Below are 17,415 nucleotides of genomic sequence, written 5' to 3'. Positions count from 1 at the left end.
AACCAAAATGAAGTTTCATGCTCGCAATCCCAATCATAAACATTCCTTAACAGATACCCCCCTGTTTAACAATTTATCACATTCATGTGTTTTCAAATAACGACTACTATGTGGAGGACATTTACGCAGCCAACACCCCTTATATAAAGTAAAACTATTTTCCATACTTCAATACACTAATTATCCCATTCAAAGATCCCCATCCATACGATAAATGCAAAACCACAAAAGTCATCATCAAATAACTGAAACACAGTTTTTTTTTCAGAGACAATGATAAACTGATTACAGAAATCGAAATGAGGTACAATAATAAGGAGGTTAACGAAATAATTACAGCCGGAAAATAGAACAACATCATAACCAATGGAACAATCAAAGACAACAAAAACAATAACGGTACAAAATGTCTTATTGAAAGGGATTTCATTTGTTTCGTATAGTACACTGTCAATATATTCCATTTCCCATTTCCAAAATTGTTCTTCGCCACCCCTTTGAATGTCTCACGAGCTAAATAAACACAATACGTATCAGGCACAATATAAATATGCCCTCCTCCACGTACTATGCGCTTATTCAGTTCTATATCCTGGTTTCGAATCAAACGTTCATCGTAGACTCCATATTTATCAAAGACATCCCTTTTCCAACAGCCAAAAGGAACTGTATCTACCTCCATCACCTTGTCAACTCCTAAACGAAATGTAGAATTCCCCACACCGAATCTATTACTCAACACCTCTCTAATAACCAAAGATTTAGGTGTCTTATTAAGCACATCCGTTCGGCAAGCAGCTCCAACATTATCAGCATCCAAAGATTTCAGTGCTTTCACTAATATCGAAAAATAGTTTGTCGGATATTGTGCATGAGCATCTAAACGCATGATAACATCTCCCTTTGATGCTTTTATTCCAATATTCATAGCTATCGGCACTATGCGTTTTTCATTATCCAACAAATGGATAAAAGGATATTGCTTAGAATAGTTACCCACTATATCACGAGTACCATCCTGGCTCATGCCATCCACAAATAACACTTCCAAGTGTTCTTTAGGATAATCTTGAAGCAAAATAGATTGAATGCACACATCAATATATTTTGCTTCATTATAAATAGGACAAATAACAGAAAGCATAACTTATAGTCTTCCGTCTATAATTTCCCTATCCAAAATGCCCTTTACATCATATACTACCCCATCCATATTTTTCAAGAAAGAACGAATATTTTCATTTTTAAAAGTATCATGGGCTACACCTAACACAACAACGTCAAATTCCCCACGCAACTCTTCCAAAGAGTTTTCTGTAAGAAAAATACCATATTCATGGTAAACTTTAGCAGGGTCCGCCCACGGATCATATACTGCAATGTTTTTAGTATATTCAGATAATGTGCTATAAATATCCACAATCTTTGTATTACGGATGTCCGGACAATTTTCTTTAAATGTGATACCTAACAGCAAAATTTTAGCATCCTTCACCAAGACACCTTTTTTATTCATCAATTTAATCACTTGATTAGCTACATAATCCCCCATACCATCATTCAATCTACGCGCAGCAGACATCACCCGTGGTAGTACGCCATAGACTTGCGCTTTCTGTATCAAATAATATGGATCTACGCTAATGCAATGTCCACCTACCAATCCTGGTTTCAGTTTGATAAAGTTCCATTTGGAAGCAGCAGCCTCTATTACATCGCTCGTATCTATACCCATTGCATTGAATATTTTCGCCAATTCATTCATAAAGGCAATATTCACATCTCGCTGAGAGTTTTCAATAATTTTAGAAGCTTCCGCCACCTTAATGCTTGGAGCCTTGTGAGTACCGTTCACCAAAACTGAATTATATACACTATCCACAATGTCTGTAATTTCAGGAGTTGATCCAGAAGTTACTTTTTTAATTTTCTCTACTGTGTGCTCCTTATCTCCCGGGTTAATACGTTCTGGGGAATAACCAGCAAAAAAATCGACGTTAAATTTCAAACCCGAGACCTTTTCTACAACTGGTAAACACTCTTCCTCAGTGACCCCCGGATAAACTGTAGATTCATAAACTACAATATCCCCCTTTGATATAACTTTTCCAACAGTTTTACTGGCTTCCCATAGCGGCTTCAAATCCGGACGGTTATTTACATCTACAGGAGTGGGAACTGCAACAACATAAAAATTGCAATCTTTAATATCTTCCAACTTTGTTGTACAGACAAAACCATGATTTAGAATAGCATCTTGAAGCAACTCATCTGAGACCTCCAATGTAGCATCGTGTCCTGCCATCAAAACATCCACACGCAATTGGTTCATATCAAAACCCACTGTTTTATACTTCGTCGAAAAAAGGCGGGCCAAAGGAAGCCCTACGTAACCGAGGCCGATTACGGCAATTTTAATCTGATCCATGAAATATTCTGCTAAAAATTAAATTCTTTTTTTTACAAACCTGGCAGGAATGCCTATATAAATAGCATCTTCACGCGCTTCCTGCAAATGCTTTGTTAACACAGCACCTGCAGCCAATATAGAGCGTGCTGGTAATACGGAACCTGGTAATATTATACAATGAGCTGCAATCCAACAGCCATCTTTAATTCTGACTTCTTTCTCTACAGATGCACCGTAACGATATGAGCCATTCCCAAAAGTATGATTTCCAGTAGTCAGTAAACAGTCAGGACCAAACATTACATTGTTCCCAATAATAGCTTTTCCATGAGCATATATGATATTTCCCATTGCCAGATAGACATTATTTCCAACAGCAAGTCCTTCAATAGAATTCAATATTACGTTATGAGCTACTTGAAAATTACTTCCACATGAAGGCATTCCTAAACTATATAAGAATCCCCGAAATCTCATAATCAACGGAATGTCAGGAAAAAAAAACAGTACAGTTTTAACCAGCCAAGAATATAATAACAGTAAACGATGCTTCATACAGTCTTTATCTTGTCATATAGGAGATCTAATCTGTTTTTATCTGCTTTACCCCAAAAAGCATACAATATCCTCATTTTATCTTTACCATCAATTTCTAGAATATCGTCTGATGCAATAACAGATAAAAAGTCTGTCATAGAATAAACTCTTTTTCCCGGTGTATATTCGTCGTAATCAAAAGCCAAATCATTACTATTTTCTATGAAACGTTGTTTATCAAATGGATACAATAAAACACCTTTGTTTAATAACAAGAAATCATAATATATAGATGAGTAATCTGTTATAAGGATGTCAACAAAAGGAAGAAGAGGATAAATATCTAATCTCTTATCCAAAAAACAAATATTAGAATACTCCTTTTCATTTACATTCTGCAATATTCTTACTGCAGGATGAAGTTTCAATATAAATAATCTATTCTGTTTTACTAAAATGTCATTTAGCTTCTCAAAATCAAAATTAGCTTCATGTATAAAATCATCATTCAAGTTACCTCGCCAAGTCGGCATGTAAAGATATACTTTATCATAATTATACAATTTAGCAATCATTTCCCTCATTGATTTGGGTTCATATTTATCAATAAATGAAAGAATTTCCTTCTTAGATTTACACATATAATAGCAACGAGGATAGATTGCATCAAAAATAACCTTATCATCCAAAGAAAACATTTGCTTAAAATGCTTATCCATCATATCGGAGGTAGACAAAAACAGAGTATTCTTTTCATACATATGCGGAAGAAGTATTTTGGTTAAATAACTACTATTCTTCTTCGAAGCAAAATTGTTATCTTTTTTACCTCCATTTCCCCCTTTAATTCCAACACCATGCCACAAGTTAATCTTGCACACATTACCAGAAGTAAAAAAATTTATATCTTTAGAATGATATGTAAAAACATAAACATGAGCTGTTAATGAGTGATACAATCCTTTTATCGAATACTTAGGATATGCCTCAAATCCCATTTTATGAATTCTTTCTACATCATCTTTAGATGATGTTATCCAAATGGGACGAATTTTGTCTTTCTGTTCATTGGTATATATAAATAAATATTTAGCGTTATCTACAAATCCGACATTGGTTCCAAATAGCCATTTATTTCTGTCACGAACACACAAAAAGGAGAAAACATATAAAGGGTATCCCAGTACAACTTCTAGCAATCGATTTAAGAGATATCGTTTGCTACGCATCTTCAGAAATGTCTTCAACAATTTTAATGTCTTCATTTTATATTGATTTTAGCTTTACATCTATTACTTGCCCGGTTAAATCAGAGACTAAGAGTTTAGCTGTTACTACTGCTACATCCATTGATTTCAACAAAGTGTCTTCAGGTTCTATTCCAAAGTTTTTGGTACGCATAGGAGTCTTTGTCCGCTCCGGATTCACACAATTCACACGAACTCCCAAACCTCCCCATTCTTCCGCTAAAGCCTGCACAAAATTTACAGTAGCGCATTTCGTAGACGAATAGATACTATAATTCATGCGACCACGTGTATAAGAACTGGAAGTATAAAATACTAATTGCCCACGACTCTTTTCAAGATAGTTATAAGCCTCTTTAGCCACATATACCATTCCCTTATAATTGATATCTATAGCCTCCTCTATCCGCTCATAACTAATGTGCGCCAACGGCTCTTTATAAAGAACGGATGCCGTATCAACAACATAATCTATCCTATTCATCTCTTTGGCAACTAAAGAAAAAGCAGAACGCACACTATCCAAATCTTTAATATCTACATGGTTCATACTTCTGCTGAAACCATATACAACAGCTCCACAATCCCTACACAGATTCATCAAGTCCAAACCTATACCAGATGATGCACCGAAAAGAACAATTACTTTTCCCTGCAATTTTTCTTTTTCATCATCAGTCAGTACATGCTCTTGAAAATTAATCATTCGTAATTGGAACAACTTCTCTATCAAATAGAAATCCTCTTTATAAGTCAACTTCATATTGCTATCTTCCCCCTCTACCACACATATTTTTGTTTCAGGAAGATACTTCAACACCACACCACAATCGTCCGTGGTGATGAAATCAGAATCTTTTAATGCTTTCTCATAAGCGGTTTTTATTGTGTTCAAACGGAATCCTTGAGGAGTTTGCCCTCTCCTTAACATTCGACGGAGGGGAATCCCCATAATTGTATTGTTACTATCAACCTGTATAATCGTATCGGTCGAGGGAATTGCAACATCTATCGCTTCATAATTTTGTAAGGCAACTATCACCCGATCTATTATTTGAGAGCTTATTAAAGGACGAACTGCATCATGAAATATCAAATTACATTCCTCCTCATTTTCATAAGCTTTAATGGCAGATAAAGAAGAGTAATGTCTTTCCGCGCCACTCATCAAAATCTTCTTCACTTTAGAGAATTTGTTTTTCACAACATATTCCCCAATTTTATGATGATAAGCCTCATTAGCAACAATGGCTATCTCATCAATGAGGCTATGACGTTGAAATGTCGATATCGTATGTTCAATTACAGTGAGCCCTGCTACTTTCAAAAACTGTTTGGGGATTCCTGCGTTCAAACGGCTACCTATGCCGCCTGCTAAAATTATGGCTATATTTTTCATATCTTTTATTTTACCAAATATTGTTTATACTTAAATATACTACTGATATATTCCCATTCTTTTCTGATATTTCTAATATTCAGTAACAGAGGGGTTTTCAACAAAAAATAGGCTATCTGAAAAAGGAGAAAATTTAAATAATTATGTTCCTTTTGTATGCAATACATCAAAGAAGCGGTATTGTACACTCGTGAAAATTGTGATGTAGAACTAGATTTAACAAAATGAATAATTTCAGGTCCTGGAATAAGATAGGAACGATAACCAGCATTGTGAAGACGTTTACATAACTCTACATCTTCAAAATACATAAAGATGTGTTTATTAAACATTCCTATTTTTTCAAACAATTCTTTCCTGATAAATAAATCTGCTCCTATCACGTATTCTACTTCACAGGAATCATTCGATAATGGGATTTCTTCGTTAGAAGGAACAAAAAAAAAGTCTTTTCGCTCCCATCATGAGATATTTGCTCATCGAATAGAAATTGCCACCACTTTTAGTGTAAACTCCATTACCATCTTTCAAATAAGCACCTAATGCGCCTATATTTTCCCTTGTATGAAAAAACTCGAAAAAATATGCGAAAGGGTCATTCCTTAATATCGTATCCGAATTCAATAAAAACAGATATTGTCCAAAGGCATGCTTTACTCCCAAATTATTGGCTCGTCCAAAGCCTAAATTATAATCACTTGCTACTAATTTAACAGATGATGCATATCTTCTTTTTATTTCAATTATAGAATCATCCGAAGAAGCATTATCTACCAAAATAACCTCAAACTTACAAGAATGAACATTTTGGAAAATTGAATCTATACACGCACATGTCAAAGGACATGTATTATAATTTACTATAATTATGGATACTAATATATCATTCATCTTTCAAGAAAAATTGGTATAATCCTTTAGGAGCACAAGAAACCATTAGAAATTTACCCCAAAACGCAGCTCCTTCCGGCTCATTATTCAAAATATCCTGTACATCTATTATTCTTTTTATATCTTTCTCTTTCAGGTCTATTATAACAAGAGCCTTTTCTTTGCCATATTGGACTTGACTATCAGCAGAAGCACCTGATGGTAAATAAAGAGTATGATTATGTATTACTCCTCCTTGCAAAATATGAGGAAAAAAGACTTCAAAAGAATCCTCTATATCAACATCACTCAATATCACTTCTTGAGTATTAATAGATGGTAAGCCAAATTTTACAATTTGAGTAACAAATCCATTCTGTTCTTTATTAAATGGATATAACTGAGTAATAGCATAAATATGATTAGTTTCTCTGTCTACAATCCAATCATGTACTGCTTGAGGTTTATTATCTATCCGAAATTGTATTATCTGAATTAAACGAGATTCATATTCCGTAATATTCTCTACATAGCATCTATATGGAGCTTCACATTCAGAAACATATAATACAGGAAATTTATTATTATCCTTTGAATATTCAACACCAAAACAAGCATTGTTTGCATGATTTTTCGCATGAGCAGATGCTAATACTAAGGAGCCTGCAAACACCCCCTTTCTCATATCATAAATTCTACATAACCCTGTATTAGTCAGCAGAAAAACATATTGTCCATGTATTGCCATTCCTTGTCCCCATTTCTTTTGAAAATTGGTTTCTACAGGAAAGTATTTAACATTTCGTAAAGAAGTATAAGAGTACAAGAAAGAAACTAAAATGAAAAACAGTATCATAACTCCTATCTTTCTAATTTTTCTGCGACAAACAAAATTACTCATTAATCGTTTTTTTAATTATCGTTTTACGGAGAGATATATGTAGATATATAAATAGCGTAAAAAAAATAGTAGCTAATACAGAACCCATAAAAGTAAAGAAATTATCACTAAAAAACTGAAATACTAAAACATAAAAAAAATTAGCATACAAAACTCTAAACATTTGATAATTACGTTTCGCATATTTATATAAAATACCAAAAAATGCACCCAAGAAAGTAGAGAAACAAAATATACCAACAAAACCATAATCCACATAGAAATTGAACATAATGGTATATACATTTACAGGCAAAGGAGTATAAGTCCAGTTATGCAAATTGAATGAATCTGCATTTACCTCTACATCAAATCCTAATAACTGCAAGCAAGGAATAAAAAAGCGGAAAGTATATTCTCCATTAAATGAGGAAATATAATTATAATGATTATTCAATATATTATCAAATCCAGGAAGAGGGGACAATAAATAAACCGAAATAAATTTCACTATATCAAATTCAGAGCTATCCTTACTTCTTAATAGATGAGCTGCAAACATCAATAGTACGAATCCTGCTAGATATATAAGTATATTCTTAAAAGAAATTTTTCTACCTAAACAATGAACTACCAATAAGGAAAATATCAACTGAGCTATTACTGATTTATTACTTCGGAAAACAAAGAAAAGCACTAATAATAGTGCAAAAAGAATATAGTATTTTTTTTTCTTTTTGTCATCGTATAATGCTAAAAAAACAATTAACGAATAACTTGCAATTGTTGATGGAATACGAATGTAAAACGGTAATTCAAATGTTTCTTCTTCTCCATTTAGTAAAGCAACTCCCGCAGCCCGTATTCCATTAAAAAAATTATCTCCATTATAATATAGCCCTTTTGTATATAATCCATATATTGCAACAATAAGCGAAACAACCATAATTGGATACAATAAGTTTACGCAGTAATTATGCTTTTTTGACAAACAATGTGCAAATGCAAAATCAAACTTACAAATAAGAATCGACGATAAACTAAATGGAATTATCCATAATAACAATGCCCAATAAAATCGATTGGATAAATCATATAGTTCATGGTCTGTAACATTATATATCAATACAAGTATACACCATAATAACAAAGTAACAACTGCAGGGTGAAAAAAATCTTTCACATAATTATATATCAGCAGCAATAAAACGAGTAAAAAGAAAAAAGTAAGTATGCCCATACAATATCTACATAGTTTTCCTTAAATAAAGCAGAAAGCACAAGCCATATAAGATTCCATAAGACAATATTGCAAGACACATTTCCAGTAAAGACAGAATGTCTCCTAATACAATTACCAATAGTATATAAATAAACGTACAGATTGCAATAATTTTAAGAAGATAGTGTAATAACCATTTTAATGAATAAATTGAACGCAAATAATATAGTAACAATATATGTACCACCATCTCGGTTGCCAACAAACTGATAGCAGCTCCCGTAGCTCCATATCGGGGCATCAGCAAAATATTTAGAACTAAGCTAACCAACGCCCCTATGGCAACACAATTTAAGAAGATCTTCATTCTATTTAGACTCACATAAATTACATACAGACTGAGGCCAGATGTGATCAAAGTGGGTGCAACAATTTTCATAACCATGTCAGCACCTTCAAATGCTTCAGAAAAAAATATGTCACACAATGGCAATGCTACTAACTCTAATAAAAAAAAAGCAGGGACACTTATTAATAATGAATATCTAAATAAATCCTTCGTTTTATTCTGATATTCTTGTTTCGACTGATTATGATGTAAATAAGCTAATCGGGGCATCATTACAGTACCCAAAATTCCTATAAAAGTAATGCCGATACGTACTAGCCTATTGGGATAATCATAAATTGCAACTTCATCTACACCTGACAAATATCCTAGCATAACTTTATTTAAAGAGAGATATAAGGAGGTAAAAATACTTGGAATAAAAACGAATATCGCAGGCTTAAATATATTTTTCAAGGAGAGAGTTAACGATGAAAATCGAGGAACAATCTCCAATTTATCCAACTCAAACCAAAAAACAACATTACTAATTAATAAACCCCCTTGCTGAATGATAATAAACAAGGATAAATCTTCCTGTTGCTTTACAAAAAGAAAAATGAGTAAAGTACCTACAATTTTAATTACTAAGTTCCGAACAGCAATTAAATCAAATCTTTCCATACCGGTATATGCCCATGAAAGATCTGTCATAGAGGTAAGAATGATGATATTAAACAAGAAATATATATAATCTCCTTGAAAAATAACCCAACTATTATATAAAAGAATAGCTATTAGATTGAAAAAGAATTGATAAGTTACACATTCAGCAAATTTCTGTTGTTTACTATTCTTATCATCTCTACGTTCAGCAATTGCTTTAGCACCATAAATGGTGATTCCCAAGTTTCCCAGCAATACGAAATAACCGACAATAGCTTGTCCAAACGAATTGATGCCAAGTGCATCTTTGCCCAATATTCGGGTAATATATGGCATTAATAGCAGGTTCAACAATATACTTGAAGTCTGAACTGCACCATTATAAAAAACATTATTTAGAATACTAGCCTTTGCCAATGCACTAATAATTTTCTATATCAATTATTGTATATAAGTAAGTACTCAATTAAAGGCATACACTCTTTAAAGTACTTTTATAGTGCCCAAAACTAAGTCTCGTAAAAAAATTGTTTTGAATTTAATATTGACTTGTTATCAAATTGATTTTAGCGGTAGAAGATTAATGAAGTCCCTACACACTTAAAGACTTTTATGATGGTGACATAGTTAAGCTCTATTATATCATCATAATTTGATGACTTACAAATCAACATCTTTCAAAACTGGATACAGTCTATCTTTTCCACTCAAGAGAACTCTATTGACAGGTATTCTCCAGTCTATTCCCAAATCAGGATCATCCCATGCTATTCCTCCCTCATATTGAAAGGCATAGAAATTATCACATTTATATTGAAAGATAACTTCATCACTCAAAACAGAGAAGCCATGAGCAAAACCTCTAGGAATAAAAAATTGACGATGATTATCTTCTGTCAGCTCTACTGATACATGTTGACCAAAAGTCGGAGAGCCTTTCCGTATATCTACAGCTACGTCAAGGACAGCACCTTTCACAACACGAACCAATTTACTTTGGCCAAAAGGCGACTTTTGAAAATGTAATCCGCGAATAACACCGTAAGACGATTTGGATTCATTATCTTGCACAAATGTTGTCTTGCAGACTTTTTCCTCAAATTCTTTCTGATTGAAGGATTCAAAAAAGTAGCCGCGCCCATCTTTAAAAAGACGAGGTTCAATGATTACAACACCGTCAATTAATGTTTTTAGAACTTCCATATTATTAAAAGGTAGTTTTTATTCATCAATGTATTCCCATGGATAGGGATTTTCAATCACATTCCAGAACTCAGCAATAGCTTCTTGCTGTTCAACAGTAAGCGATGCGGAATCCCAAGAATTAATAATAACCCGGCCTTCATCCGCCAAAGGCTCATCAAACACCTCGCCATAGCAGGCAGTGAGCAGACGAAGTTTCAGTAACGAAGCAGGAAGAGCATCAAGAATATCCCAACAACGATCCAAGACTTCCTGGATATGCTTCTGCTTTTCACCGTGATCAATGAACGAGGCACTATAGCCCATCAGAAGAGCGAGACAAACATTAGCCTGTTCTTCAACTGTAGAACCTTTGACACCGGAATTATACAAAGCCGTAGTCAGGCGATAAACTTCACCGTTACGACGGGAAAGGTCGTCGCTATAGACCGGATTACCGTCCATACCTAAATACATCAGATCGTGCGCTGCACGCTGAAGAGCAAGTGTTTCTTCAGAAAGAGACATAATGATTTATGATTTATAATTTGTGATTTATCAGCTGTTCAATGGCAACCGCCGATCGTCAATTATTTGATTACTTCTATAAGATCCGGATGAATGGTAGCAAGCGCAACGGCAATAACACCTTGTATCTCGATAACCACACGACGATCACGTGCACCTTTTACTTTCAGAAAAAGACCTTCCTGCCCCTCGAAGTCACCGCCCGTGATACGAACTTTTGTACCTTTGGACAAATTCAACTCATCAGGTTGGAAGTACATAAGATGGTCATTGTAAGTACCAGCTACTGCAATAAAGCGTTGCATCTCACTGTCGGAGATAATGATTTTCTGACCGCTACGGGTATCCGTAATGTATTGCAAATAGCTTACCTGTGATTTGATGCGTTTCACCTCGGAAGGACGGGCATGGACAAAAAGTAAGTTATGTACAACCGGAACCAAAGCACGGACTTTCTTACCTTTCTTTATGCTAATCTTGTATTGCATGGGAACGAAACAACCCATTTTTTCCTTTTCAAGCAGACGCATAGCATCAGGCTCTCTACGGTACGTGGCACGCATCGCATACCATATTTCAGTCTCTTTATCCGCTTCCATTTCAAGGGTTATTTCAGAAAAGGGTGTTCTCTCGGGGCTTTGAAGTTCTTGCATACACTTGAATTTCAATCACTTGCGAACACTTTATGTAAGATATGGCAAGTATTGTGTTCTTCTTGCCTATTGATTTTTCGTAGCTGTTCATTACCTTGATTACATTGCAGGTAAAAAGCTATAAACGAATGAATTAAGCTAATAAATCGTCTTTTAATCGTTCGTTTTATATGCGTAAAGTTTTTTAAATCTGATAAAGTCAGAGAAAGAATGAAAGGAATAGATATTAACTAATATTTTTACAAGTTTTTTATCGCTTATAATCAGATATTTAAGTAGAAAAAACACTATATTACGAAATCTTTTTTATCAAACATTTTGTCATTCAAAAAAACACCTTTATCTTTGTGCACATTAAACGAACATTTTTTGAACACCCCATAAAATAGGATTTAAACAATTAATATACAACACATTATTACCCAAAAACAAATTTTCATCCATCATTTTCCACCCTACTCCCCTCCCATTCCAATTAAATTATCTACTTTCGTATTTTTTAACCACGTTAATATTACCTAACGGTTAATTAATCATTTAAGTCATGACAGAATTAAAAAAAACAAAAAGCTGAACGGAAATCAGCTGAGAAGTAAATCGTACAAATCTGATAATCAGAAGGAAGACGATAGTATAGAACAAGACAAAGCGAATGTAATAAATGAAAATTTATTAGCTTCGAGAAAGTATTACGGAGCAAATACCCATCTGTTGGTAGGCGCCCTGAGATGCTTCAAATTAGGCGGTTTTGAAGGTACGGAAGTCCATACAATCAGTGATTTTATAGAGTGGTGGGACAGTACGGGCAAAATCAGAAAGCATGTGAAAGGAAAACATATACCTCTAAAAACAAGCAGCTTAAGAACCGAGATAGAGAGTATATGGGCGGTGATACAGAAGGAAGATACAGAACATATAGATCCCTATGGATATGATGTAAAGATTAATCGGTAATAGTTAACTCCAAAGAAAGGGCATAATTTTGCCCCGTCAACAGGATAGTGAAAGGGCTACACCCTTCCACCGGGATGGTGTAGCCCTAACCTAAAAAGGGTGTAGCTATCCAAGACAAAGGGTGTAGCCATCACAGACGGTTGATTATAAACCATTTATAAACAACTAAAATCATTAAGATGGAGAAACAAACGTTGGGACACCAACAAAAGTATGTAACGAAAGACGAAAGAGTGGAGAATCTATGGAAGAAACAGATTGGGCAGGAAACAGACTTATCCGAAGAAACCATCGCATGGATGGCACGACGAATTTTACAATTAACTGCCTACATGCCATACGGATGTGCACTGATAGCCTATCGAAAACAAAATGGAGATTTTTACATGGGAAGAGGAACACTGATACATTACGAAGCCGATTTCCACCGCAAATACGACATCGAGCGTATTCAGAACCATGTAGTGTACTGGGATATAGAGCAACAGGGATGGAGAACGTTCCAGATCGAGAACTTCCTGGAATGGAAACCGGTGGTAAGTTGAAAATTGAGAGTTGAAAATTAAAAAACAAAAGATTATGGATTCATATCTATTACATGATGCTAATGCAGGTAATAACTTTAAAATGATGATAATGATGCAAAAAGAGGGAATGAAAGGATACGGTATCTACTGGATGCTGCTGGAATTTCTAAGATTACAGGACGGATATAAGGCAGACTTAAGAGTATTGCCCATACTGGCACAGAAAATGAGAGTTACGGTAACCACCCTGAAGCGGATCATATATGACTATGCACTCTTCGAGGTAAACGGCACAAGCTTTTCATCGCCCGGACTCACACTGCGCATGAAACCATGGGACGCCCAACAGGACGCAAAAAGAGAGTCAGGCCGTCGTGGAGGGCTGGCTAACCAACAGAAAATCAGAGATGCCAAGGCAAGCAACGCTTTAGCTACAAACAAAGAGAATAAAGAGAATGAAACAATCCCCTCTATATCTCCCCAGGGAGACACGAGGAAGAATGAGGAGATTCTTCTTGTTCCACCGGAGTATGCACTCAACAAACAGACACACAACTATGAAGGATTGATAGAAGAATTGGAACGGCAAAAAGTGACATCCTTAAAAGAGAAAAATGCCATTCTCAGACTGACCGACTTTGGAAGACTGGGAGGCAAAATATGGAAAATCATCTATGACATCAACAATTCGCCACAGATGAAAGCAAGGATTGTGATGCCCGGAAAATATATTCTGAAGCTGTTGCAAAATTAAGTAGATGATCATAATTAGTTTATACTTTGCAAGTATAAGCTAATTATGACATACCTCCCCTGATCATCCTACATAAATATCAGCTGCTTTTTAAGCAAGTCCACAATATCGCTTTGCAGCTTCTGCGCATTGATAGGTTTAGAAGTGTACGCATCAAAACCACTGTTCAGAATGCGTTCTTCATCTTCGGCATAGACATAAGCTGTCACTGCCATAATCGGGACCGTCGGCGACATTTCACGTATAAGTTGTGTAGCTTCGTAACCGGTCTTTTTAGGCATATTGATATCCATCAATATCAGATGGGGGTTGTATTGCTTGAATAGCTCCACCGCCTCTTCCCCATCCCAGGCATGGAGAATGTTGTACTGACGCTTCAGGATAGATTCGAACAACAGGAAATTACTCTCATTATCCTCAGCTATCAGAACTGTGAGTTTACTCTCCACTTTATTCAACCGGTGTTCCTTCTGTTCCCTCACTGATTTGAGCTCAACGGGACGATAAGGAAGAGTAAACCAGAAAGTAGAGCCCTTGCCGGGTTCCGATTCCACACCAATCTCACCACCCAGATTCTCTACAATACTTTGGCAAATAGAGAGTCCCAATCCTGTGCCCTGCGAGAACGAATCAAGCTTTACAAAACGACCGAACACAGTATCTTTCTTGTCTTTTTCAATTCCATATCCCGTATCCGTGATATAGAAATAGAGAAAATCAGTATTTTTCAGATGATAACCAAAAGTGATGCTTCCACTGGGGGTAAACTTCATAGCGTTATTCATCATATTGGTTACCACTTGTGTCAGCCTGTTCTTCTCAATGTTTACAAAACAATCCGGCATTTCCGGCAGATATCGGATGACAACCGCATCATTTTTCTGGCGGAGCCGGGCGGATTCTTCCAACTCCTGAAACAAGGCATTCAGATCTATATCAGAATAGACAAACTCAAGTGTTCCGGACTCAATCTTGGAAAGATCCAGAATATCTCCTACGAGTTGCAACAACAGGGTATTATTGTTCTCGATAATATTGATGTATTCTTCTTTTTCTTCCGGCTCTTCCGCATCCGCCAGAATACTGGAAAAACCGACAATGGCATTGAGCGGGGTACGTATTTCATGGCTCATATTAGCCAGGAAAGCTGATTTAAGACGATTGGATTCTTCTGCTTTTTCTTTTGCCGTAATCAAATCTTCTTCCATTTTCTTTCGCCCGGTGATCACGAGAGAAGAACCGATCAAAGTAATCGGATTGCCCTTTTCATCCCGCTTATCAACCGTGGCCTGAGCCTCAACCCATTCATAACGCGCCACGCCATTCTTGCGGACTATCACACGATATTCTTCCTTAATTTTAGAAACATTACCTTCCGTCAGTTCCTTATAGGCTTTCTTTACCCGTTCCCTATCTTCCTTACAGATTTTGGCAAAATATTGGTAATCGGGTACGGAAAGCTGATCTTCGTTCATCATGCTGTCGTCATGGCTAAGCTCCACCGGACGGTTCACATCACAGAGCATGGTACCCTTTTCCAGATCCCATTTCCAAGGAACGATATTCGCCACATCCAGCGACATTGACAATTTATGATTAGCGGAACGCAACATCTGTTGTGTCTCGGCCAGTTCGGTATTGTCTACGCAGAAAACATCAATGAATCCCTTATGCTTGGAAGGCGTCAGAATCACATTGAAATAATTACCTATATTTTCGTAATAGTATTGATAAGAAAGTTCCTTTTGAGTGGAAGTAACCATGCTATAGAGGTGGCACATCCTTTCAAAACCTTTCGGATCCGCCTCACTTCCTTTTTTGCCAATGACCTCACCCATGGATTTGAAGTATTTCTCAAAACGTGGATTGGCTTCCACGGTGATATAGTCCACAATCTTTCCCGCAGAGTCGTAAATCAGTTGCTGTTTCAAATAAACGATGGGCATATTCTCAAACAAACTGTGATAACTGGTCATCAGTCTGATCTGTTCTTCCTGTTTTTTTCTTGCTCTGGACAGCCACCCCATCCGCAGCCACATAAACAAGAGCATGATGACTACAATGGCAATTATGACACTATATTTATGTTGTTCCCAGAAAGAGGGCGGCATCATATAAAAGACTGAATTGGGAGGACACAAGCCAGGCGATAATCCGGCTTCCATAAGATCGTAATAGTTGAACATGGGAGTAGGCACACCACAGTCTACGATACGGGCTCCTTTCTCGTTGACACCGGATAAAACACCATTGGTAATCTCAACCACTTTTCTTCCAACAGTTTTTTCATCAAAGAAATAGCCGCCTACCAGGCCGTTCCGCTGCAATCCGGTATTATCTAATGAGAAGATAGGTGAAGAGGAATAATAGCTCAGAATTCTGGAAATATTATTGGTTAATACGACATTCCCTTTTTGAGTATCCTGATGCCATGAGCAAAAGAGAACTCCGCTGTTTGCCTCTGCATGGCTCAATGAATCCGCCAATGCATCGGTAGTCATTACACCGGCAACATAATCCTTTATTTCAAGTTCGGGAAAGTTCTTGCCCACAATCTCTTTTAAATCCGAACGGAATTGGGCACTTATATACCGGGCATCCGACAGAAATATCAACTCATCCATTTCAGGCATCAAATCCTGCATTAGCGAAACTGTTTCTTTGAGATATGCAGGTACATAGAATACAGTCAGCGACAAATCTCCTTTATAATCTTTCAAGGGAGTTCTCTCTTCTACCGGAATGGCGCGCCTCTCCAGATAAGCCTCTTGCGGACCGACGTAATCCGTCTCCGTACAAAGAATCACAGGGACATCTTTCCATTGTTTTTCTATATCATCTCTCAGCAAACCCCAGGAAGCACTACCTAAAAGAATCAGGAGTTTTGGAGGATTGTCTGCATATTTTCCAAAGAGACTTTCTTCATATTCCAATAATTCTTCTGCATTTTGTAAATGCATAAATTGACTGCCCATGTGCTCCACATCCACTACATAAGGAGAATTTTTATGCTGATAGGAATTATAAATAGGGATGATAAAGTCGTTGCTCCATCGGGAAGAGCCACTGTATGCGTTGAGAATCAATATTCTATCTTCATTGCCCGGTTTAAATGCTGAGGATACTTCGCCAAATACATTAACAGCATTTAAAAGGAAAGCAACTAATATAATAAACACTCTGATTATTATTTGCAAATATTTCATCGAAATTACAGTTTAGTCTCCAAGTGTACCCATTCTTTACCACACAAGGAAC

General features: G+C 36.1%; 15 protein-coding genes. 2 read left to right on the top strand and 13 right to left on the bottom strand.

Annotated elements, in window-relative coordinates:
- Positions 1-154: 154 nt before the first annotated feature.
- The 12 genes from K429_RS0124215 to K429_RS0124160 all read right to left on the bottom strand — a co-directional run bounded on the left by K429_RS0124215 (position 155) and on the right by K429_RS0124160 (position 11,868).
- The gene (locus K429_RS0124215; protein ID WP_029328395.1) at positions 155-1,144 is read right to left on the bottom strand and encodes a glycosyltransferase family 2 protein; all 990 of its coding nucleotides are present in this window, start codon (positions 1,142-1,144) and stop codon (positions 155-157) included.
- A 3-nt stretch (positions 1,145-1,147) separates the two neighbouring features.
- The gene (locus tag K429_RS0124210) at positions 1,148-2,428 is read right to left on the bottom strand and encodes a nucleotide sugar dehydrogenase (protein ID WP_029328394.1); all 1,281 of its coding nucleotides are present in this window, start codon (positions 2,426-2,428) and stop codon (positions 1,148-1,150) included.
- An 18-nt stretch (positions 2,429-2,446) separates the two neighbouring features.
- On the bottom strand, positions 2,447-2,965 hold the full coding sequence (locus tag K429_RS0124205) for an acyltransferase (protein WP_029328393.1): 519 nt from the start codon (positions 2,963-2,965) through the stop codon (positions 2,447-2,449).
- Positions 2,962-4,212, bottom strand: a complete 1,251-nt coding sequence (locus tag K429_RS0124200) for a CDP-glycerol glycerophosphotransferase family protein (protein WP_029328392.1) — start codon at positions 4,210-4,212, stop codon at positions 2,962-2,964. Before K429_RS0124200 ends, K429_RS0124205 begins: the two co-directional genes overlap by 4 nt.
- A 1-nt stretch (position 4,213) precedes the next feature.
- On the bottom strand, positions 4,214-5,593 hold the full coding sequence (locus K429_RS0124195) for a bifunctional cytidylyltransferase/SDR family oxidoreductase (RefSeq protein ID WP_029328391.1): 1,380 nt from the start codon (positions 5,591-5,593) through the stop codon (positions 4,214-4,216).
- Positions 5,594-6,019: 426 nt separating this feature from the next.
- Entirely contained in the window at positions 6,020-6,484 is a 465-nt protein-coding gene (locus K429_RS29115) for a glycosyltransferase (protein WP_052340681.1), read from the bottom strand.
- Entirely contained in the window at positions 6,477-7,364 is an 888-nt protein-coding gene (locus tag K429_RS0124185) for a hypothetical protein (RefSeq protein WP_029328390.1), read from the bottom strand. The genes K429_RS29115 and K429_RS0124185 overlap by 8 nt, the downstream gene beginning before the upstream one ends.
- A complete protein-coding gene (locus K429_RS0124180) occupies positions 7,357-8,583 on the bottom strand; it encodes an O-antigen polymerase (RefSeq protein WP_029328389.1) in 1,227 nt (408 codons plus the stop codon). Before K429_RS0124180 ends, K429_RS0124185 begins: the two co-directional genes overlap by 8 nt.
- 7 nt (positions 8,584-8,590) lie before the next feature.
- Positions 8,591-9,976: a flippase gene (locus tag K429_RS0124175; RefSeq protein ID WP_029328388.1), complete on the bottom strand. Its 1,386-nt coding sequence runs from the start codon at positions 9,974-9,976 to the stop codon at positions 8,591-8,593.
- A gap of 243 nt (positions 9,977-10,219) precedes the next feature.
- Positions 10,220-10,762 carry a dTDP-4-dehydrorhamnose 3,5-epimerase gene (rfbC, locus tag K429_RS0124170; RefSeq protein ID WP_029328387.1) on the bottom strand — a complete coding sequence of 181 codons (543 nt, stop codon included), beginning with the start codon at positions 10,760-10,762 and terminating at the stop codon, positions 10,220-10,222.
- Positions 10,763-10,780: 18 nt separating this feature from the next.
- Entirely contained in the window at positions 10,781-11,269 is a 489-nt protein-coding gene (locus K429_RS0124165; RefSeq protein WP_029328386.1) for a UpxZ family transcription anti-terminator antagonist, read from the bottom strand.
- Between the two features lie 62 nt (positions 11,270-11,331).
- Positions 11,332-11,868 carry a UpxY family transcription antiterminator gene (locus K429_RS0124160; RefSeq protein WP_007218028.1) on the bottom strand — a complete coding sequence of 179 codons (537 nt, stop codon included), beginning with the start codon at positions 11,866-11,868 and terminating at the stop codon, positions 11,332-11,334.
- Positions 11,869-13,055: 1,187 nt separating this feature from the next.
- Here K429_RS0124160 and K429_RS0124150 point away from each other — a divergent pair.
- Positions 13,056-13,421 carry an SH3 beta-barrel fold-containing protein gene (locus tag K429_RS0124150; RefSeq protein WP_029328384.1) on the top strand — a complete coding sequence of 122 codons (366 nt, stop codon included), beginning with the start codon at positions 13,056-13,058 and terminating at the stop codon, positions 13,419-13,421.
- A 34-nt stretch (positions 13,422-13,455) separates the two neighbouring features.
- A complete protein-coding gene (locus K429_RS0124145; protein ID WP_007218026.1) occupies positions 13,456-14,157 on the top strand; it encodes a DUF4373 domain-containing protein in 702 nt (233 codons plus the stop codon).
- A gap of 68 nt (positions 14,158-14,225) precedes the next feature.
- On the opposite strand, the gene K429_RS30075 is transcribed toward K429_RS0124145, so the two are convergent.
- Complete coding sequence (locus K429_RS30075) at positions 14,226-17,336, bottom strand: ATP-binding protein (protein ID WP_231501912.1); 3,111 nt, start codon at positions 17,334-17,336, stop codon at positions 14,226-14,228.
- Positions 17,337-17,415 lie beyond the last annotated feature (79 nt).

The sequence above is a fragment of the Bacteroides sp. 14(A) genome (genome assembly GCF_000526555.1).
Lineage (GTDB): Bacteria > Bacteroidota > Bacteroidia > Bacteroidales > Bacteroidaceae > Bacteroides > Bacteroides cellulosilyticus.
This window is presented reverse-complemented; position numbering and strand designations above follow the sequence as displayed.

What these genes read in the sequence shown, in the direction of transcription:
- K429_RS0124215 (WP_029328395.1), bottom strand. Translation starts at nt 1,144, where the DNA reads ATGCTTTCTGTTATTTGTCCTATTTATAATGAAGCAAAATATATTGAT.
- K429_RS0124210 (WP_029328394.1), bottom strand. Translation starts at nt 2,428, where the DNA reads ATGGATCAGATTAAAATTGCCGTAATCGGCCTCGGTTACGTAGGGCTT.
- K429_RS0124205 (WP_029328393.1), bottom strand. Translation starts at nt 2,965, where the DNA reads ATGAAGCATCGTTTACTGTTATTATATTCTTGGCTGGTTAAAACTGTA.
- K429_RS0124200 (WP_029328392.1), bottom strand. Translation starts at nt 4,212, where the DNA reads ATGAAGACATTAAAATTGTTGAAGACATTTCTGAAGATGCGTAGCAAA.
- K429_RS0124195 (WP_029328391.1), bottom strand. Translation starts at nt 5,593, where the DNA reads ATGAAAAATATAGCCATAATTTTAGCAGGCGGCATAGGTAGCCGTTTG.
- K429_RS29115 (WP_052340681.1), bottom strand. Translation starts at nt 6,484, where the DNA reads ATGAATGATATATTAGTATCCATAATTATAGTAAATTATAATACATGT.
- K429_RS0124185 (WP_029328390.1), bottom strand. Translation starts at nt 7,364, where the DNA reads ATGAGTAATTTTGTTTGTCGCAGAAAAATTAGAAAGATAGGAGTTATG.
- K429_RS0124180 (WP_029328389.1), bottom strand. Translation starts at nt 8,583, where the DNA reads ATGGGCATACTTACTTTTTTCTTTTTACTCGTTTTATTGCTGCTGATA.
- rfbC (WP_029328387.1), bottom strand. Translation starts at nt 10,762, where the DNA reads ATGGAAGTTCTAAAAACATTAATTGACGGTGTTGTAATCATTGAACCT.
- K429_RS0124165 (WP_029328386.1), bottom strand. Translation starts at nt 11,269, where the DNA reads ATGTCTCTTTCTGAAGAAACACTTGCTCTTCAGCGTGCAGCGCACGAT.
- K429_RS0124160 (WP_007218028.1), bottom strand. Translation starts at nt 11,868, where the DNA reads ATGGAAGCGGATAAAGAGACTGAAATATGGTATGCGATGCGTGCCACG.
- K429_RS0124150 (WP_029328384.1), top strand. Translation starts at nt 13,056, where the DNA reads ATGGAGAAACAAACGTTGGGACACCAACAAAAGTATGTAACGAAAGAC.
- K429_RS0124145 (WP_007218026.1), top strand. Translation starts at nt 13,456, where the DNA reads ATGGATTCATATCTATTACATGATGCTAATGCAGGTAATAACTTTAAA.